Origin of the sequence: Bacillus sp. CR71 (assembly GCF_003429245.1) — a bacterium.
GTDB classification, from domain to species: Bacteria; Bacillota; Bacilli; order Bacillales; family Bacillaceae_G; genus Bacillus_A; species Bacillus_A thuringiensis_S.
Map to the genome: position 1 here is coordinate 5,454,523 of NZ_CP031748.1, position 19,593 is coordinate 5,474,115.

The following is a 19,593-nucleotide window of genomic DNA, read 5'->3' on the forward strand; positions in this document are numbered from 1 at the left end:
AAAAAGAAAGGATAAGTATCTTATTCTTTCTTTTTTTCCATCATCTTAATGACAGTATTTATACGATAATCACCATAATGTAAAACATCTGCAAGAGTCTCTTCTAATTGCTGATGCGAAGATGTATGAAGAGTCATGACATAGCACCCATCGCCGCTTATACGATACATTTCAGTAATTACGTCCGTTTTTTCAAAAAAATTTTGAATTTGATTATGATAATGCGGTGCATGCAAAAATAGTGTAACAAAGGTCATAATAGATCCTTCTAGCTTAGCCCTGTCAATATTTATCGTATATTTTTGAATGACACCTGCCTCTTCTAATTTATTAATTCGCTTCCCAACAGCCTGACCAGTCAAATGTACTATCTCCCCAATTTCCTTCCAGTTCATTCTAGCGTTTTCTTGTAGTAATTGTATAATCTTAAAATCTGTTGAATCAAACATGGACATCCCCCTTCCTATACGAAACGAATTCTATAAAAGCTTCATTTCCCCTACAGTTTTTCTCAAAAGTTTTGCACTACAATCGATTAGCTCTATTAGCAATTACATTATTGTTAGTGGCTTTCCTTCTTCTTTACAATGTATTTTTTGGATTACTCGTAGGCACTACAACAAGCTAGCGATTTTTTATAAATATGAACATTTTTTAGGAATTAGTTTATCTTTTTTTAATGTTTTATTTAGAGGCAGTTTATAGTCGGGTATTAACATAAGAAACGTAGCAACTAAGTTCATATATGACGCACTGCTACTATAATCGCAAACCGTACTAAAATAAGGAGACGATAAAACATGAACAAAAAAACAAAAGCACTATCATCCATACTGCTCGGATTCACATTAGCATTAACAGGGTGTGCTGGTACTAAAGCTGAAGAAAATCATGGGAAACAAAAACAAGAACAAGTTGCTAAAGAAACAAAAAAGGAAAATAAATTAACTAAAGGGCAAAAAATGGCTAATATTCTTAGCAAGACAAATTGGCAAGGTACACGAGTGTATGACAAAGATAAGAATGACTTAACAAAAGAGAATGCAAACTTCATTGGTCTTGCAAAATATGATGCGAAGTCAGGCAGATATGAATTTTTTGATGCTAAAACAGGTGCAAGTCGTGGCGATAAAGGAACTTTCTTTGTCACAAATGATGGGAAGAAGAGAATATTAATTTCAGAATCAATGAAGTATCATGCTGTCGTTGACATGACAAAACTAAATAAAAATGTATTTACTTATAAACGAATGGGGAAAGACGCTAACGGTAAAGATGTAGAAGTTTTCGTTGAACATGTTCCATATAAAGAAAAAGAACTTTCTTTCACTGATCCGGACAAGCAGCTGAACACGACTACAGGAGATATTGTTAAAAATGTTGATGGAGATAAAATTTTAGGCGGTACCCTTTGGCACGGAACAAAGGTATTAGACGAAGCTGGTAACGATGTAACACAATTTAATTCGAATTTTATAAGTCTAGCAAAATTTGATGACAAATCTAATAAATATGAGTTCTTCAATAGCGAAACAGGTCAAAGCCGCGGTGATTATGGCTACTTCGATGTTGTACATGAAAATAAAATAAGAGCCCATGTTTCAATTGGAAATAATAAATATGGTGCTGCTCTTGAACTTACTGAACTAAATAAGAATAAATTTACGTATAAAAGAACTGGTAAAGACCAAGCTGGTAAGGATATAACTATATTCGTTGAACATGAACCTTATAAAGGGGATATGAAACCACAATTTAGCTTTTAAAAACGTTTAATTAAAGATCCTGTACTGAGTTGCAAGATCTTCCTTAAGACAAAATCATTTATGATTCTCTTGAAAGAAATCGTCTCATATCCCCCCTCAACACTTCAGCTTAATTGTTGAATATAACAACTTTAAAAAGCCTTACTACACATAAATTGTAGTAAGGCTCTGACTATTTAAGATAAACATTAAACGACTTCATTATCTCTATACAAATAAAGTTTAGCAAATAACGTTACTATCTCCTCCAAAGAAAAGAAACCTTATTTCAACTTTCCTATTGATAAGTTAACACGATAGTTCCCGTATTTTAATAGTCGTCCTAGAAAGTTATCTAAGTCTTCGTTGGAAGCAAAATGTGTTTTTAATAAATAACACCCCTCACCACTTATACGGTGTACTTCAGAAATCCCTTCTTCTCCTTGAAAGAAATTCATAAACTCTTGGTGATTAGCTGTTGTTACGAACAAAGTAACAAATGCAGTCACTACTTGTCCTAATTTGATTCGGTTTATTGCAATTGTATACTGTTCAATAATCCCTAAATCCTCTAATCTTCGAATTCGATTTCCTACAGCTTGCCCCGTCATATGTATTTTTTGGCCAAGTTCTTTCCATTGTATTCTTGAGTTTTCTCCTAATAATTTCAGTATCTCAAAATCTGTTTGATCAATGATATAAACCAATCCTTTCACCGTGAAAGTAGAAAGCCCGAAAGTGTTTCGCCAACTTATTCTGCTTATCGATACAATTCACTATACTTAGTTTATCCTCTTACATCACATTATTTATCAGCTATATTTACTTATAACACAGAGGACACAACAAAAAAATACATCTAGATTTAAAGGAGGTTACAAATATGTTATTACAAGAAATTCTATCGTTCAATGAACATTTTGTAGAAAATAAGGAATACGCTCCTCGTGAAGCGACAAAAATGCCTAAAAAACGTATGGTTGTTGTTTCTTGCATGGATGCTCGTTTAATTGAGCTACTTCCAAAAGCTTTAGATATACACGATGGTGATGCAAAGGTTATCAGAAATGCAGGTGGTAAAATTGCTTCTGCTTTCGATAGTGTTATGCAAAGTGTTGTAGCATCAGTATACGATTTAAATGCAGATGAAATCTTCCTTATTGGACACCATAGATGTGGCGCGAGCCAAACGAATCCAAAAGGAACACTTCAAAAAATATTAGATCGCGGAGTAGCTTCATCAGAAATTTTATCAGCGATTGAATATGCTGGTATTGACCTTGAAAAATGGTTATTCGGATTCGATGATGTTTGCGACTCAACGCAAGCTAATGTTGATTTAGTAAGAAATCATCCACTTATCCCAAAAGATGTTCCTGTACATGGTTTAGTTATTGACCCTCACACAGGTAAATTAGATGTAGTGGTTGATGGATATAAAGCGTTAAATAGTAAAACAAAATAATAATTATCACGTATATGAAGGGAAGTTATGAGATATGAAAAAACAAGTATTAGATATGAATAGACAAGAAGCTACGCAAAAAATTTTAGCGGCAAAAATTGAAAAAGGGTTAACTTGGGAAGAAATTGCAAAAGTAAGTGAACACTCTGAGACTTGGGTTGTAACAGCGTTATTAGGACAAGCTACAATGACACGTCCAGAAGCAGAAAAAATTGGTAAACTATTAGAATTAGATGAAAAAGTAGTTCAAGCATTAACAGTAGTTCCACTTCGCGGCCAAGTGATGGAAATGCCTCCTACGGACCCGATTGCATATCGTTTATATGAAATGATGTTACAATATGCACCAACTATTAGAGAGTTAATCTTAGAAAAAGCCGGCGAAGGTGTAATGAGTGCGATTAACTTCAACCTAGGTGTGGATACACAAGAAGATCCAAAAGGTGGCGATCCTCGTATCGTGATTACACTTAATGGGAAATTCTTACCATTCCGTACATGGTAATTAATTAAAAATCTATCTATATAATTAAAATAATTTTATAGATTTAATAAATCCATCCTTTTTAATCTAACTGTGTAGAAAGGATGGATTTTTACTATGAGATTCTTTTTCGGCAAAGGAGAATAATATGAATAAAAAACACTTTGATACGAGTTTTAGTATTCTACAATGGTTTGTGTTTCTATTAGCAAATGCAATTGCGTTACCTATCATTATTGGTGGCATATTCCATTTACAAATAGAGGATGTCTCAACATTAATGCAGCGAACTTTTTTAGTCGTGGGAGTAAGTTCGTTTCTACAAGCGTGGTTTGGGCATCGTTACCCCATTGCGGACGGGCCAGCCGGTTCATGGGTAAGTATATTTGTCATATTGGGACAAGTCGCTATGCATCAGGGACAAAGTGCAAAAGACGTATTGCAACTTTTAGAAGGCGGATTAATTATTGCAGGTATATTACTCTTCTTTCTTGGTATAACAGGGCTTGTTCATCGAATCTTACGCTTATTTACACCCTTGGTTACAGGAACCTTTCTTTTAATATTATCTCTTCAGCTTAGTGGTGTGTTACTAAAAGGAATGATAGGATTACAAGGATCTGCAACCCATCCTGACTATACAACAGCTACTATTGCTCTCTTTGTTTTTGCCCTTATTACTTTCTTATCAATTAAAGGGAAAGGATGGATGAAAAGTTACGCTGTGTTACTTGGAATTTCATGTGGTTGGCTTTTGTATGCAGTATTAGGAAAATCATCTCATATCCCTTCGCATACAACGCTAGTTAAGTTACCAGAGATATTTGCTTGGGGCACACCTAGATTCGATATTGGAATGACTCTAACTGCAACTTTATTTACATTTCTTTTAGTTGCAAATACAATCGCTGCTATTTCGGCTGTAAAACAAGTGGCTCCATTATCTAAAGAAAATGAAAAGCAAACACTGAACCGTGGTGTATGGGTCGGAGGTATATCACATATTATCTCGTCGTTGTTCTCTACAATTGGAATTGTACCATTACCTGCATCAGCAGGATTTATCCAACTAACAGGACAAAGAAAAGTGAAGTCGTTCCTTATAGCAAGTCTTATATTAGCAGGAATTTCTTTTATTCCCTCAATTGTAAACTTTATATCCTTGCTACCAGGACCTATTGCTAATGCTGCACTTTTAGCTACATTTGTCCAAGTAATAGGCATTTCATTTCAATCCATTTTACGTGAAGATTTAAATCAACGCCGATTAACTATATTAGGAATTTCATTATTAATCAGTTTGGGAATATTGTTTCTTCCAGAAAGTGCATTTAGCGGAGTTCCTTCTTCCTTACAATATGTTTTAAGTAATGGCTTACTTGTGGGTACCATGCTTGTCATTCTATTAGAACAATTTTGGAAAGAGTAAAAAGCGCCCTACTTATAGGGCGCTTTTTTTATAACTAATGACTAATACTAGCAGTTGGATATAATGTTGTTCCTCCAATTGAAACTTTTATTTCATTTGTTAATGGAACGTTTTGTTCATTAATAATTGTTCTCCACCATTCCCATGCAAGACCTGTACATTCTCTTGCTACAATTTTTATATTTTTTGAGTTCGGTGGAAGAGGGATAACTGTAGAGTAATGAGCCGTTTTGTCTTTTCCGCTACCATCCCATGTTTTATGTGTTAGTACTTCGTTACCCTTTTGGTCAAATGTGAATTCATCCCAAGATACATCAAATTGAGCAACGTAAGCACCGTAATGATCAAGTGTCATTTTAGCACTTGAATATTCTGTAGTTGTCGTCTCAATATAATCTGTATTGTTATGAACAGCGGCAGTTGCATTATCTTTTAAGAAAGTGCTTGTATATGAAATTGGATATGCTGGATTTTTAAGACTTAATTCAGCATTATCTTTAATGATATTTCGGATTTCATTGAAATCTTTAGTAACAACCTTGTTATGCTCTTTCGCATCTCCGCCTAATACTACAGCAGTAAAGGTACTTTCTTCAAAAATATCTTTATACTGTCCACTCGTTTCGACGCTGTTATTCTTAAGTAAGGCTTTAAAAGCAGCTTGTACATCTTTACTCTTAGATGTTGTTTCTAATTTTACATAAACGGTTCTACCATAAGCTACATTTGAAACCATAACAGGTGGAGCCGAATTACTTACACCTTTACGAGTTAACTCGTCAAAAGTAACACTATTATCAAAAAGATCGGATGGATTGTTAGGTAGTTCAGCACTTACCGTATAAAATATTTGCTTATATGCCGCTACCATCACTTTCTTCTCTCCATTTGCAACCGCATTAAAATCAATGTTTAGACTGTTATCAAGATATTTAGCGTTAACATTAAGAGCACTTGCGATTTGTGATTTACTATAAACCATAGATTCTGTATACTGCATTCTTGCAGGTAACGTATGTGTTGTAGAATACTTTTCATTCCAAGTAGATACTAAATCGTCTACTGCTCCAGCTACATTACCATATGTCGGATTTTGAACAGTGATTGTATTTTCTTTTCTCATGCCAGGTAAGTCTATACTAATATTCAAAGGCTTTCTCTTAGCCACTAATAAACTCGGTTGATTGTCTGCAAAAGCTTTATTTGCAAGTTGTACAGCTCCTGGATACGTGCGATTCACTACAGAATCAATAATTGAAATATCGACCGGTGACGTTGTAAGTGATTTTTTCTCGCGTTCCACTACTACAAATTTACCATTTGAATTGATACTTTCTTTCGGAACAAAACTCTCTACTTTATCACCATTTACAGCTAAAACCTCTTGATTATTATATTTAAGATTTGCTATACCAGTATCAATGCCACTAGCATTTTTAGTTACATCAGTTACATTGCTTGCTTGTGTTTCTGCGAAGGAAATAGATGAATAATTAATAGTGCATAAACTAACTAATAAACATGCAAGGAACTTTCTTCTTTTAGTGTTTTTCTTAATATTCAGAAAAATAACCCCGTTCTTTTTTTAGTAAAATATGATAATGATTGATAAATGATAGCTAATTAATAAACTTACATAAATGCTTTTAAAAGTTCTTGAATTAACGGGATTACGCCACCTACAAATTTTAAAACTGCCATTGCGATTTCCATATTATTTCCTCCTTTTTCTTGCTACGATAATGTGGTTTATCTTTATGCCCTCATTATAGTGACACCTTACACTTTTATCAATACACTCTGATATGCAATATTACATATCAAAAACAAACTGAATTCTTTTAAAAAGTTATACAGAGATATTTTTTTCGTTTGGTACATACTTGAAAAGGTGAAGCATTCTTTTGCATTTTATGAGTAATCACATAAAAAAAGTTGCTGCCTATAAAATATAGACAGCAACTTCAACTAGAGTGTCTTGCATAATCTACGCAAGACATTTTATAACTAATAAACTGCTATTGGCCCATAAGGACCATTAATAATTTCTATTTTTGTTTCAAAAATATCTGTCAAAAGTGTTGGATCCATAACCTCTTCTACTGTTCCAAAAGCAGCAATTTGTCCATCTTTCATAGCACAAATTTTATCAGAGTATTTAGCCGCAAAATTTATGTCATGCATGACAGTCAAAATTGTTCGTCCAAATTCATTAGCTGCACGTCTCAAATGCTCCATCATTTGAACAGAACGAGCAACATCAAGGTTGTTCAAAGGTTCGTCCAAAAGTACATATTCCGTCTCTTGGCACAATACCATCGCTACATATGCCCTTTGTCTTTGACCACCAGAAAGCTCATCTAAATATCTATTCTCTAAACTAGTTAAATCTAAGAAATCGATATATTTAGAAATGATAACCTCATCTTCTTTAGTCAATCTTCCCTTTGAATAAGGAAAGCGCCCAAATCCAACTAATTGTCTAACAGTAAGCCTAGTTACAAAATGATTTTCTTGTCGCAATATAGTCAAAATTTTTGCTAAGTCTTTTGATTTGGATTCAGAAACATCCATATTTGCTACCTGAATTTGACCTTCATCCATATCTAAAAGTCTTCCAATCATCAAAAGTGTCGTAGACTTTCCAGCGCCATTTGGTCCAATTAAAGAAGTAAAGCCTGCTTTTGGTATTTCAATATCCAAAGGTCCTATCTTCACCTTATCAGTATAGAACTTTTTAACATTATCAATTTTTATCATAAAGCCCTCTTCCTTAAAACTATAGTTAAGAATATGATTCCACCAAATAATTCAATAATAACTGAAACTACACCTTGAGCATGGAATACATGATACATTAAAAAGTATGCACTCGTCATTATTAAAAATCCTATAGCAAAAGCCATCGGAAAAATGTATCTATGATCATAAGTTGACGCTGCCTGATAACTCAAAGTTGCTACTAAAAAGCCGTAGAAAGTAAGTGGTCCAATTAGAGCTGTTGAAATGGACATCAAAATAGCTACTAATACAAGCGTATAAATTACACTAGGTTGATATTTAACACCAAAAGAAGTAGCAACATCTTTTCCTAGTGACAAAACATTCAAATTCTTAGAATGAACCAAAATTAATACTGCTACAATTATGATCATAGGAATTACAATAGGAAAATATGCAGGATCTGCATGATTAACAGAACCAAATAATCTTGCTTGTAAAATATCAAATTCTGAAGGCGCAAGTAGTTTTCTCATGAAAGTTGACACTGAATTTAGCCCGGTACCAATAATAATTCCAACTAAAAGCATAAGTTGTAAATTCCCGTATTTACCGGAAAGTAACCATCCATAAAGTATCAAACTCATGAAGACCATAACAACAACTTGGAATAAAAATGATCCAATTCCATTAAAATTTATTAATGCACTAGCACCAAAGAAGAATATTGTACTCGTTTGAATTGCTGAATAAAGTGATTCGAAACCTAAAAGCGATGGAGTAATAATTTTATTATTCGTAATAGATTGGAAAGCAACTGTCGACAAGCTATGGCAAACTGCAGCGATAATCATTGCAACAATAGCTACTATCCTTCTCTTAACGACTGGGATAAAAGAAGGTGAATCTATCGGAACTGGATTGTTATAAACTAAAAGTCCATATGAAGAAAGGAGACCTAAAGCAATCAATGTAATCAGTAAAATCCAATAACGTCTTGCTTCCTTCTTAGACCGAAAAGCGCTAGCTGATCTACTTTCATTATGAAGGCTAGAATCGATTTCGACATTTTCTTTTTTTCTATATTCTAATGTGATCATCGTAGCCTCCTTGGTTTTCTTTGTCTCAATAAAATAGTAATAAACACGACTGCTCCCACTGTTGCAAGTATTAAAGAAACAGGTAATTCAAAAGGCTGTATAATTGTTCGAGAAATGATGTCACAGGCAGTTATTGACCCCATTCCGATCACACAAACCCAAGGTAAATTACTCCTAAGATCATCACCTCTAAACATTGAAACGATATTTGGCACAATTAATCCTAAGAAAGGTAAGTGTCCAATAACAGCTGCAACAATTCCAACTGCAACAGATATAAGAGCAGTCCCAAAAAGAACAATTCTATTGTAATTAACTCCAAGGCTTGTTGCGACATCTTCTCCTAGTCCAGCTAAAGTCAATCTATTAGCATACATAAAAATAAGAAAAGTAATGATAACAATCAGCCATAAATATTCATATCTTCCTACCTGAACGTTCGCAAATGAACCTACGAACCAAGTTTCAATACTTTGCGTCTTTTGAAAAAGGAGTCCCAAAAAAGTAGACACTGCAGAAATAACTGCTCCAAGCATCAATCCAATAATCGGGACAATTAAAGACGAACGAAGCTTAACTCTTCTTAAAAATAGAAAAAAAATCATAGTTCCTATAAAAGAAAAAATGATTGCACCAGTCATTCTTTGAACTAAAGTTGGGGCAGGAAATAGTAAATACACAAAAAGCAGGCCTAAGCCTGACCATTCAATAGTCCCTGTTGTAGTAGGTTCAACAAAGCGATTCTGTGTAATGAGTTGCATTACGAGCCCTGCCATCGCCATTGCAGCTCCAGTAAGCATTAATGCAACTGTTCTTGGAACACGAGTGATGAAAAACATCTCCATTCCGTCCTCTTGTCCACGTATATCATAAACTCCAGTAAACAGTGATATAATCCCTAAAATTAGAACAACTATAATCGCTATTATAAAAGGTTTTGTCCATAATTTATTGTGATTATAAAACTGGGGTTGAGAAATATTCTCAACCCTAGAAATTATATTTTTTGACACTGCTTCGTACTCCTTTACACTACTTAGCTAAAGTTTTTGAAATATTTCCAAATAACTCTATATAAGTTTGAATTGATTCATTTGTGTAAGTATCTTCTGGTGCATAAATAACCTGGTTTTTAGAAACAGCAGTTGTGTTTTGAAGAGCAGGTGATTTAGAAATAACATCCTTAGCTGGAGCTGAAGTGGCTGCATCAGATGTTGCAGCATCACGATCTAATACGAAAATCCAATCAGGATTTGTTTGTGCAATAGCTTCAACAGAAACGTCGTCACCTTTATGACCTGCAGTAGAATTTGAAACTTCTAATGCTGGAGTCCAACCGAAAATTTCATACATTGGTCCCCAAACACGACCAGAGTGCGGCGCAGCAAAACCGATATTCCCACCAGTAACGATAACACTCATAACTTTATCTTTTCCGTTATAAGCAGATTTTGCGTTTTCAATAGATTTATCAAAATCAGCTACTAATTTTTTAGCTTCTTTATCTTTATCAAAGATTTTCCCTAAAGTAACTGTAGAATCTTTAAGTCCTTTTACTAAGTTTTCGCCAGGCTTAGTAGCCTTCTCAGATACATCAACATTAAGATCAATAACAGCTGCATTTGGTACTAATTTTTTGATTTCTTCGTAATGACCAGCAAATCTTTGACCAACGATTACAAGTTCAGGATTTGCAGCTGCAATAATTTCAAGATTTGGTTCACGGTGATTTCCAATGTTTTGAACTGAATCATCCTTTTTATATGCTGAATCTGCAGGCATGATATCCTTTGGAGCAGCCGCTAATTTAATTCCCCAATCAGATAAAGTTTCAAAAGTTCTGTTATCCAAAGCAACTACATTCTTTGGGTTTACAGGGACTTTAACAGTTCCATGAGCATCAGTGATTTCAACCGTTTTTGTCTTATCACTACCATTATCTTTATTAGCTTTTGACTCTTTAGTATCATTACTTGGATTTGAGCAAGCTACTAACATTAAAGTAAAAATTGCTAGAATACTCACTAATTTTAAAAGCATAGATTTTTTCATATGTATACTCCTTATAGTGTAATTTATTTCGAAAATGATGACATCCATAGATTGAATTAGAAATTAATTTTTATTCAATTGAATCGCTATTGATAATCATTTTCATTTGAACATCCTGTTAATTAGTATAGCCATTAATTCTGTGAAAATCTTGTGAATGGTGTGAATTCATAAAATCAGGCACCAAAAGTAATATGTGAAGTCAGGCGTGTTGATTAATCATGATTTCCTCTACAAAACACGCTCATTAATAGCTAATATTTTTATAATCCATTTTTTTACGTCTTTTAATACTTCTAAGAAACTATTTGATTATTAGATTCAATAGAAAAAAGAGTAAAACTGAATGAAACAGTTTTACTCTTTTTTCTATTACCTTATTTTATCATTCAATCATTGAATAACCTCTACCATGTATCGTTTGAATATATCTGTCTTTCTTCTCGCACTTTAACTTTTTTCTTACATACCCAATATATAAATCTACTACATTTGGATTTACTACTACGTTATATCCCCAAACTTGATTCAAAAGCATTTCACGGCTTAATATTGTGTTTTTATTCTTGATTAAAAATACAAGTAAGTCGTACTCGCGCTTAGTAAGCGAGAGGTTTTCGCCACCTTTTTTCACAATATTGCTAGATGCATCAACAAAGAGATCTTTAAACTGAAAAAAATTCGTCTCATTTTGCTGGTTACAATCACTTCTCCTTAAAATAGCTTGAACCCTTGCTACTAATTCTTCTTTCACAAATGGTTTTCTTATATAATCATCTGCACCTGCTTGTAGCCCTGCCACGCAATCCTCGCTAGAAATATTGTCGGTCACAATAATTATCGGTGTCGTTTTAACAAGTCGTATTTGTCTGCAAATTTCCGGTCCCGATATACTTAATGAATCCCAATCCAATACGATAATATCCCAATCTTGTTCATATATTATATTTAAACCTTCGTTTTCATTGTGAAGTTTTAAAATGAAATAGCCTTCTTGCGTTAGACCGCTTACGATTTTCTTCGCTAAAGACCTTTCATTCTTAATTACTAACACCTGCCTCACCGATGGTTCACCTCTACTTCAATATAACTTATTTAGATAAAAAAATTATCCCGAAAAAACAATTTAAGATTTATAAATTTAAGATTCCTAAATAATCCATTAAAACAGCTTATTAGGAGAACTCTATATAATCTTACAATAGGTATGGTTAAAAACACAAAACATATGAAGATTGTAATAAATTAAAATTTTAATACAAACTCACCAGTTGGGCGTTTACTAGCAGCTATAGTACCTCCCTACTTATCATCAATAACCATTTTTTTATTCTCTGTTTCAAGGATACCGTCCCATCAACTTCAGCATTCTATAAAACCACAAACAAAAAAACCATAACCTCGCCAACCTGGCAAAGTTATGGTTCATATCATACAATTTGACTTTACCCATAAAGTTGCCGCTACAGGAAGCATAAGTTTGCCAGAAAACCCTTGTTTTTGCAGATAATTATTTAATTATTCACTAGAATGGGAAGCATAATTTGGCCGTAAGTTAATTATTAACCCATAAGCTGACCGCAAGAGGAGGCATACAGTTTTACCAACTTATACTATAATTAATTTAGTAGATTAAAGAAGGGGTGAATACAATTTTGTTTAATTTAAATACACATCAATGTCACTGCGATGAAATTATAGAGAGGAAAATACGATATGATTCTAAAGTTCTAGAATATAAATGTAAGTTTTTAAATGCACAAGATCAAAGCCTTGTGCTATTTCACATTATCGAAGACTCCTTTACAATGTTGGCTGGTCGAAACAAATTAACGATTCCTAGAGGAAGTTATACAATAGCTTATTATTGGAAAGATCGTCCATATAATTTATATTTCTGGAGGGACAATAAAGGGAATTACCTAGGCTCCTATTTTAACATTGTAAAGAATACATGTATAAATGATAAAATGGTGACTTTTGAAGATTTAATTATTGATATTTTAGCACTTCCAAATGGTGAATACTTTATTTTAGACGAAGATGAATTACCGGAGAAATTAGAGGATTTCGAGAATGGTTCAGTCCAATATGCCCTAAATTCATTAATTAAGTCTATTGATACTGTTCTTTCTCAAGCATTTTCAGAATCTGAAGGAATTTATAAACATGAAAAGTTTGCTCCATTATTAGAAAAATGAGGGAGTAAATGTAATTAAATTAAAGAAGGTGCTAGCAACATGAGCCAGTTATAAAAAGGAAATTCCTTTGCACTTAGGAATTTCCTTTTTATATGTTGTAATTTTCTTAACGTTGTATATACCCATTTCCATGATGCTACTCCTTTTATAAGTAATATAAAAAGAGTTTGTTAGAACCATATCTTTGCCGCAAACAAAAAGAACCATAACCTTGCCAAAGTGGCAAATTTATGGTTCAAATCACACAAAATAAAAAAACCACCAAATATGTATTGGTGGAGACGGTGGGAGTCGAACCCACGTCCAAAAATATCGGCACTTAAGCTTCTACGAGTGTAGTCGATATATTAGCATTTCGCGAACTCTTCGGCCTATCGACAGGCTTCCAAGTTGCTAGTCTGATTGTTCTCTTCCTTCGCCCTCAGACGGCGAACTCCGGCGTAGTCCACTTAGTTTGAGTCCCTTACCCTACCACATGGACGATGGAGGGAGGAACCTTTAGTGCAATTAAGCAGCTAAAGAAAGATTGTTTTGTTTGCCAATTATAGGCTTTGACGTTTTAACGAGGCCGATCCCCTCGACTCGCAACCTAAGCTCGAACTATCCCTGTCGAATCCGTAACGTCCCCATGATAAAAATGGAGCATACGAAGAAAATATCGTGATAGCTACTAAGAGCTGTTTTTCAATGTGCAACAACCTTACATAAGTTATTATATCATACGCGCGCCGTTTTACAAATGTAAATATCTGTATTACATCTTTTGGCGATCACGGAACACGCGTGCAATTTCACGTTTCGCTTCTTTCTCTTTTAAATCGTGACGTTTATCATATTGTTTCTTACCTTTTGCTAAACCAAGTGCCATTTTTGCAAATCCATTTTTCAAATAGATTCTAAGTGGAACTAATGCGTAACCTGTTTCTTTTGCAGCGCCCGCTAGCTTATCAATTTCTTTTTTATGAAGAAGTAATTTTCTCGTACGAAGTGGATCATGGTTGAAACGATTCCCTTGTTCGTATGTATTAATGTGCATATTATGAACCCATACTTCACCGTTATGTATACGTGCAAACGCATCTTTCAAGTTCACGCGACCAGCGCGAATCGACTTAATTTCCGTTCCTTGAAGGACAAGCCCTGCCTCGTATGTTTCTTCGATGAAATAATCATGAAATGCTTTTTTATTTTGTGCAATAACCTTACCTGTACCCTTTGGCATATAACGTCCCTCCTCTATTTTTACTATTGTAACAAATGTTAATAAAAAGCGAAAGTGGCTCGTTCAGAATGTGAGACGGATGGAGCTTCTGACCTTGAGGCGCTCTTTGCCTCTCGGGAAGAAGTGAAGCCGCCGAACATTCTAGCCACTGTAGCTGGATTCCATTAGAAAGCGAAAGTGGCTCGCTCTCAAGCCACTAATAAAAAAAGAAAAAGCCTCGCTTTTCATCAAAGCGAAGCCATCCTTTTCTTACTTACGCTTTTTCTTTTTCTTCTTGAATCCTGGTACGTTTTCGAAGAATCCTTTTTTCTTCTTGCCATTACCATCTTTTTTCCCTGGCTGACTAGCAGACGTGGATGCTGTTGCTGATGCGGATCCTCTTCCTGTGCTTTTACCTTTGCCACCACGGTCAAACTTTCTACCTGTGCCACGTTCACCGCCGCGCTCATTACTGCGCTCGCTACGTCCACCGCGTTTCTTTCTGCCTGTTCTTGGCTGCTCGATAACGACTGGACGATCTTTGAACTTACGACGAGGTGTACCTTTCATGCCAACGATTTCAAAGTCGATTGCACGCTCGTCTTTATTTACGTTAATAACACGAATTGTAATTTCGTCACCGATGCGGAATACGTTTCCTGTACGCTCTCCGATCATAGCGAAATGCTGCTCGTCATAACGGTAGTAATCATCCGTTAAGTAGCTAACGTGTACAAGACCTTCAATTGTATTTGGAAGCTCTACGAATAAACCGAAGTTTGTTACAGAGCTAATCATACCGTCATACTCTTCACCGATCTTATCAACCATATACTCTGCTTTTTTCATCTCATCTGTTTCACGCTCTGCTTCAACAGCACGGCGTTCCATATTAGAAGAGTGCTCTGCAATCTCAGGTAATTTTTCACGCCATTTTGCTTGCGTTTCATTGTCGACTTTACCATTAATAATGTATTCACGAATTAATCTATGAACGATTGTATCTGGGTAACGACGAATTGGTGATGTGAAATGTGTGTAGAACTCAGTTGATAAACCGAAATGCCCTAAACTATCCGCATCGTAACGAGCTTGCTTCATAGAACGAAGCATAACCGTTGAAATAACTACTTCTTCAGGCTGTCCTTGAACCATTTCAAGAATTTGTTGCAGCGCACGAGGGTGTACTTCATTCGCACGTCCTTTTACCGCATATCCGAAGTTCGTTACAAACTCGAAGAAACGCTCAAGCTTATCTTCTTTCGGATCTTCATGGACACGGTACATAAACGGTACGTTCATCCAGTGGAAGTGCTCTGCTACTGTTTCATTCGCAACAAGCATAAATTCTTCAATTAACTTCTCTGATACAGAACGATCGCGCATAACAACATCAGTCGGTTTTCCTTCTTCATCTACTAATACTTTCGCTTCTTTAAAGTCAAAGTCAATTGCACCACGGCGCATACGTTTTTCACGTAGAATTTGTGCCAATTGACCCATCTCTTTAAACATCGGTACTAATGGCTCATAACGCTTAATTAACTCTTCGTCCTCATCTTCTAAAATGCTTCTTACGTCAGCATACGTCATACGCTCTGTCGTTTTAATCACACTTTGGAAAATCTCGTGTTTAACAACATCACCTAAGTTGTTGATTTCCATTTCACAAGATAATGTCAGACGGTCTACTTTCGGATTTAATGAGCAAATACCGTTAGATAGACGATGTGGAATCATCGGAATTACACGGTCAACAAGATACACACTCGTCGCTCTTTCCGCTGCTTCTACATCAATTGGAGAACCTTCTTGAACATAATGACTTACATCCGCAATGTGAACACCAAGCTTGTAGTTACCGTTCTCAAGCTTCGTTACTGTAACAGCATCATCTAAGTCTTTCGCGTCTGCACCATCAATCGTTACAATCATTTGATCACGTAAATCACGACGATCCTTTAAATCTTCTTCTGAAATCGTTTCTGGTACACTGTTTGCATGCTCCATCACTTCTTCAGGGAATGCTAAAGGTAAATGATGTTTATGAATGACAGATAAAATATCTACTCCTGGATCATTTTTATGACCTAGAATTTGAATAACTTCACCTTCTGCGCTTAAACGGTTTTCTGGATAGCTCGTAATTTTCACAACTACTTTATGACCTTCTACAGCACCCATTGATGCACTTTTCAAGATAAAGATATCACTCGTCCAGCGCTTATTGTCAGGTATAACAAATCCAAAGTTTTTCGATTCTGTATATGTACCAACAAGTTCTTTCGTTCCACGCTCTAAAATGCGTACAATTGAACCTTCTTGACGTGAACCGCTCGATTGAGAACTAAGGCGTGCTAATACTGTATCGCCATGAAGTGCACCGTTTAATTCTGTAGGAGGGATGAAAAGATCATCGTCTCCAGTTTTCTTCTCTTCTGGCACAACGAAAGCAAAGCCACGTGCATGTCCAATTAACTTACCTCGTACTAAATTCATCTTTTCAGGAAGACCGTATCGATTACTACGTGTACGAATAACAAGTCCCTTCTCTTCCATCATTACAAGTGCTTTTACAAAATCTTTAAAGCCCTCAGAACCTTCAATTCCAAATGCCTCTTCTAACTCTTGTATCGTTAGCGGTTTATACGCTTCTTCTCTCATAAATAATAACAACTTATCAATATGTTCTTGTGTGATTTCTTCCAAGCAAAAATACCTCCTTTAAAACCTTATATTATTTAGTGTATCCGAAAGATAGGGGATGTATAAAGCGAAACTTCAATACTCCCCTTATGATTTTTACAGTTTTCACAAAAAATTCCTTATGAAAAAAAGAGGCAACTAGATCTTACCAATCTAGTTGCTCCAAGAAGTTATATACATCCTCATGTAGCTCATCACGTTGTTTATCAAGTGTAATGACATGCGTAGAGTCTTCATACCATTTAATGTCTTTTAACGTAGATTCTACACCGTTATAAATAATGTTAGCACTATCTGTATTAATCATTTCGTCATGACGTGCTTGTACAACAAATGTTGGTGCATAAATCATATCCACATTGTTACGTACGTCAGCAATTAATTGTTGTAATGCTTTTAATGTATTCATCGGTGTCTTTTGGAATTCCAACATTTCTTGTTCGATTTGCTCTGGTGACTTTTGCTCACGCTTTTTATATTCGCGGGCATATGCCAATATACCTTGGTACATCGTTTCTTCGCTCTTAATATACATCGGTGCACACATTGGTACTACACCTAAAACCGGTACTGTATAACCTAATTTTAAAGAAAATACGCCGCCAAGTGACAATCCAACAACAGCAATTTTCTCAAAACCTTTATCTTTTAAAAGCTGATATGCCTCCGTTACATCTTGCCACCAATCTGTAGGGCCTGTATGAACAAGCTCTTCTGGTGGTACACCGTGCCCTTTATAAATTGGCGCATGACAAGTGTAGCCTTTCTTCTCTAAGAAACGCCCTAACATACGTACATCAGCTGAGTTCCCTGTGAATCCATGTAGTAATAAAACAGCGCGGTCTCCACCCTCAAATGTAAATGGTTTCGGAGATGCTAATTTCATCATGTACTTCTCCTCTTTCTCTTCTGTAATCTAGTCGTATTCTTTCTATATCTAGTGTACCATATTTATATTTCTATAATCTAATTAGAAACATCTTTCAAATGGCAAAACAAAAAAGAAGAACCATTAGTACATCTTACTAACGCTTCTTCTTTCAATTCTATAAGTTTAAGTACGTAACAGCAATTGTTAATACAAAGAACAATACAGCTAAAACAATTGTGATACGGTTTAATACTGCTTCAATTCCACGTGCTTTTTGCTTACCAAATAATTGCTCTGCACCGCCTGAAATTGCACCTGAAAGGCCTGAGCTATTACTAGACTGCATAAGTACCATAACAATCATTAAAATCGATACAGTAATAAGTAAAACGGATAATAACGTATGCACTTGGCGTACCTCCTACAAAGATTCAGTTATTGTAACTGTAGCATAAATCCTATAGAAAAGCGAGAGCTATAGAGTCGCTCCCGCTTTTCTTCCATTACATAAACATCATTGCAAATAACGGTCCAAGTAAACATGTCAAAATTGCTGTTAATGTCATTGTTACCGATCCAATAACACCTTCATGTTCGTTATTTTTCATCGCTCTCATAACGCCCATAATATGAGAAGCACATCCAAATCCGATACCTTTACCAACTGAGTTTGTAACACGGCTCCATTTTAATAAGAGAGGTCCTGTAATCGTTCCAGTAATACCTGCGATAACAACGAAAGCTGCTGTTAAGGAAGGTACACCACCAACTTGTTCAGAAACGCTCATCGCAACTGGCATTGTCACCGATTTTGGTAAAGACGATAAGATTAAGCTTTTATCTGTTCCCATAAGTGAAGCAATGGCAAAATCACTAGCGATTGCAACTGTTGTACCTACTAATACCCCGCCGGCAATCGGGACAACATACTTTTGCAGAACATGACGTTGTTTATAAAGAGGAATTGCAAATGCTACAACACCGGGTCCAAGTAGCTTTGCAATCCAGCCACCACCACTTTCCATATAATGTTGATATGGTATATCAAGCACGATAAATAGGAAAGCCATTAATCCTGTTGCTACAAGCATTGGAATGGTGAATGGTGTTGGAAATAATTTATAGATTTTTTTAGATAATTGATATAATAGCACCGTAAAAAGAACCCAACCGATTCCGATTAATATTTGGCTCATCGCGACTCTCTTTCCTTCCTATTCGCAAGATATTGTCCTGTATGTCCTGCGACAATAATAATTAAAAATGTACTCGCTACAACTGTAATGAAAAGAGAAATTCCTTTACTCATAAAAAAAGCACCGTAATTCATTAAGCCAAGCGTTGGCGGAATTAATAAAAACGGCATAATAGCAACGAGTGTTTCTGCTCCTAAATCGAACCATTTCACTGGAAGAACTTTTAGGCTAAGTAAAACAAGTAAGAGGAACATCCCAATCAAACTTCCTGGAATTGGAATATTTAGCATTTCTTGCACCCAAGTTCCAACCATATAAAACACGTAAAGAGCAGCAATTTGGACAAGAATCTTTGTAAATTTCATGTTCATCATCCCTCATGTTTATACGATCTTCTGTTAATATCTTTATCATAGTATAAA

At 35.3% G+C, this 19,593-nt stretch carries 19 protein-coding genes and 1 other RNA gene; 5 read left to right on the forward strand and 15 right to left on the reverse strand.

Annotated features, from left to right (window positions below):
• Positions 1-20: 20 nt before the first annotated feature.
• Positions 21-449, reverse strand: a complete 429-nt coding sequence (locus DOS87_RS27690) for an Lrp/AsnC family transcriptional regulator (RefSeq protein WP_225986878.1) — start codon at positions 447-449, stop codon at positions 21-23.
• A gap of 351 nt (positions 450-800) precedes the next feature.
• Here DOS87_RS27690 and DOS87_RS27695 point away from each other — a divergent pair, with 351 nt between their 5' ends.
• Positions 801-1,766, forward strand: coding sequence for a DUF4822 domain-containing protein (locus DOS87_RS27695; protein ID WP_208730156.1), 966 nt, complete (start codon positions 801-803; stop codon positions 1,764-1,766).
• A gap of 263 nt (positions 1,767-2,029) precedes the next feature.
• Here the strand turns inward: DOS87_RS27695 and DOS87_RS27700 are convergent, their stop codons facing one another.
• Complete coding sequence (locus DOS87_RS27700) at positions 2,030-2,461, reverse strand: Lrp/AsnC family transcriptional regulator (protein ID WP_002008929.1); 432 nt, start codon at positions 2,459-2,461, stop codon at positions 2,030-2,032.
• 167 nt (positions 2,462-2,628) lie between these two features.
• On the opposite strand from DOS87_RS27700, the gene DOS87_RS27705 reads away from it, so the two are divergent.
• From DOS87_RS27705 to DOS87_RS27715, 3 genes are all read left to right on the forward strand, one after another.
• Positions 2,629-3,210, forward strand: a complete 582-nt coding sequence (locus DOS87_RS27705) for a beta-class carbonic anhydrase (RefSeq protein ID WP_000926482.1) — start codon at positions 2,629-2,631, stop codon at positions 3,208-3,210.
• 55 nt (positions 3,211-3,265) lie between these two features.
• A complete protein-coding gene (gene cynS, locus DOS87_RS27710) occupies positions 3,266-3,715 on the forward strand; it encodes a cyanase (RefSeq protein WP_041488180.1) in 450 nt (149 codons plus the stop codon).
• A 127-nt stretch (positions 3,716-3,842) separates the two neighbouring features.
• Positions 3,843-5,123, forward strand: coding sequence for a purine/pyrimidine permease (locus tag DOS87_RS27715; RefSeq protein ID WP_208730157.1), 1,281 nt, complete (start codon positions 3,843-3,845; stop codon positions 5,121-5,123).
• Between the two features lie 34 nt (positions 5,124-5,157).
• Here the strand turns inward: DOS87_RS27715 and alo are convergent, their stop codons facing one another.
• The 6 genes from alo to DOS87_RS27745 all read right to left on the reverse strand — a co-directional run bounded on the left by alo (position 5,158) and on the right by DOS87_RS27745 (position 12,059).
• Entirely contained in the window at positions 5,158-6,687 is a 1,530-nt protein-coding gene (gene alo, locus DOS87_RS27720) for an anthrolysin O/cereolysin O family cholesterol-dependent cytolysin Alo (protein WP_151524808.1), read from the reverse strand.
• A 443-nt stretch (positions 6,688-7,130) separates the two neighbouring features.
• On the reverse strand, positions 7,131-7,883 hold the full coding sequence (locus DOS87_RS27725; protein ID WP_000590056.1) for an iron ABC transporter ATP-binding protein: 753 nt from the start codon (positions 7,881-7,883) through the stop codon (positions 7,131-7,133).
• Positions 7,880-8,944: an iron chelate uptake ABC transporter family permease subunit gene (locus DOS87_RS27730; protein ID WP_016078160.1), complete on the reverse strand. Its 1,065-nt coding sequence runs from the start codon at positions 8,942-8,944 to the stop codon at positions 7,880-7,882. Before DOS87_RS27730 ends, DOS87_RS27725 begins: the two co-directional genes overlap by 4 nt.
• Positions 8,941-9,957 carry an ABC transporter permease gene (locus tag DOS87_RS27735; RefSeq protein WP_000041823.1) on the reverse strand — a complete coding sequence of 339 codons (1,017 nt, stop codon included), beginning with the start codon at positions 9,955-9,957 and terminating at the stop codon, positions 8,941-8,943. The genes DOS87_RS27730 and DOS87_RS27735 overlap by 4 nt, the downstream gene beginning before the upstream one ends.
• 19 nt (positions 9,958-9,976) lie before the next feature.
• Entirely contained in the window at positions 9,977-10,996 is a 1,020-nt protein-coding gene (locus DOS87_RS27740; RefSeq protein ID WP_000749440.1) for a siderophore ABC transporter substrate-binding protein, read from the reverse strand.
• Positions 10,997-11,381: 385 nt separating this feature from the next.
• The gene (locus tag DOS87_RS27745; RefSeq protein WP_001250260.1) at positions 11,382-12,059 is read right to left on the reverse strand and encodes a response regulator transcription factor; all 678 of its coding nucleotides are present in this window, start codon (positions 12,057-12,059) and stop codon (positions 11,382-11,384) included.
• Between the two features lie 592 nt (positions 12,060-12,651).
• Here DOS87_RS27745 and DOS87_RS27750 point away from each other — a divergent pair.
• Positions 12,652-13,197, forward strand: a complete 546-nt coding sequence (locus DOS87_RS27750) for a ribonuclease FAU-1 family protein (RefSeq protein ID WP_000482658.1) — start codon at positions 12,652-12,654, stop codon at positions 13,195-13,197.
• A gap of 273 nt (positions 13,198-13,470) precedes the next feature.
• On the opposite strand, the gene ssrA is transcribed toward DOS87_RS27750, so the two are convergent.
• The 7 genes from ssrA to DOS87_RS27785 all read right to left on the reverse strand — a co-directional run bounded on the left by ssrA (position 13,471) and on the right by DOS87_RS27785 (position 19,536).
• Positions 13,471-13,825: a transfer-messenger RNA gene (gene ssrA, locus DOS87_RS27755) on the reverse strand.
• A gap of 126 nt (positions 13,826-13,951) precedes the next feature.
• Positions 13,952-14,419: an SsrA-binding protein gene (gene smpB / locus DOS87_RS27760; RefSeq protein WP_001123917.1), complete on the reverse strand. Its 468-nt coding sequence runs from the start codon at positions 14,417-14,419 to the stop codon at positions 13,952-13,954.
• Between the two features lie 249 nt (positions 14,420-14,668).
• On the reverse strand, positions 14,669-17,107 hold the full coding sequence (gene rnr, locus DOS87_RS27765) for a ribonuclease R (protein WP_000391343.1): 2,439 nt from the start codon (positions 17,105-17,107) through the stop codon (positions 14,669-14,671).
• Between the two features lie 142 nt (positions 17,108-17,249).
• Positions 17,250-17,990 carry a carboxylesterase gene (gene estA / locus DOS87_RS27770; RefSeq protein ID WP_000761986.1) on the reverse strand — a complete coding sequence of 247 codons (741 nt, stop codon included), beginning with the start codon at positions 17,988-17,990 and terminating at the stop codon, positions 17,250-17,252.
• A gap of 160 nt (positions 17,991-18,150) precedes the next feature.
• Positions 18,151-18,384: a preprotein translocase subunit SecG gene (secG, locus tag DOS87_RS27775; RefSeq protein ID WP_000557266.1), complete on the reverse strand. Its 234-nt coding sequence runs from the start codon at positions 18,382-18,384 to the stop codon at positions 18,151-18,153.
• A gap of 94 nt (positions 18,385-18,478) precedes the next feature.
• Positions 18,479-19,171 carry an LrgB family protein gene (locus tag DOS87_RS27780; RefSeq protein WP_000078304.1) on the reverse strand — a complete coding sequence of 231 codons (693 nt, stop codon included), beginning with the start codon at positions 19,169-19,171 and terminating at the stop codon, positions 18,479-18,481.
• Complete coding sequence (locus DOS87_RS27785) at positions 19,168-19,536, reverse strand: CidA/LrgA family holin-like protein (RefSeq protein WP_000673222.1); 369 nt, start codon at positions 19,534-19,536, stop codon at positions 19,168-19,170. Before DOS87_RS27785 ends, DOS87_RS27780 begins: the two co-directional genes overlap by 4 nt.
• Positions 19,537-19,593: the final 57 nt, after the last annotated feature.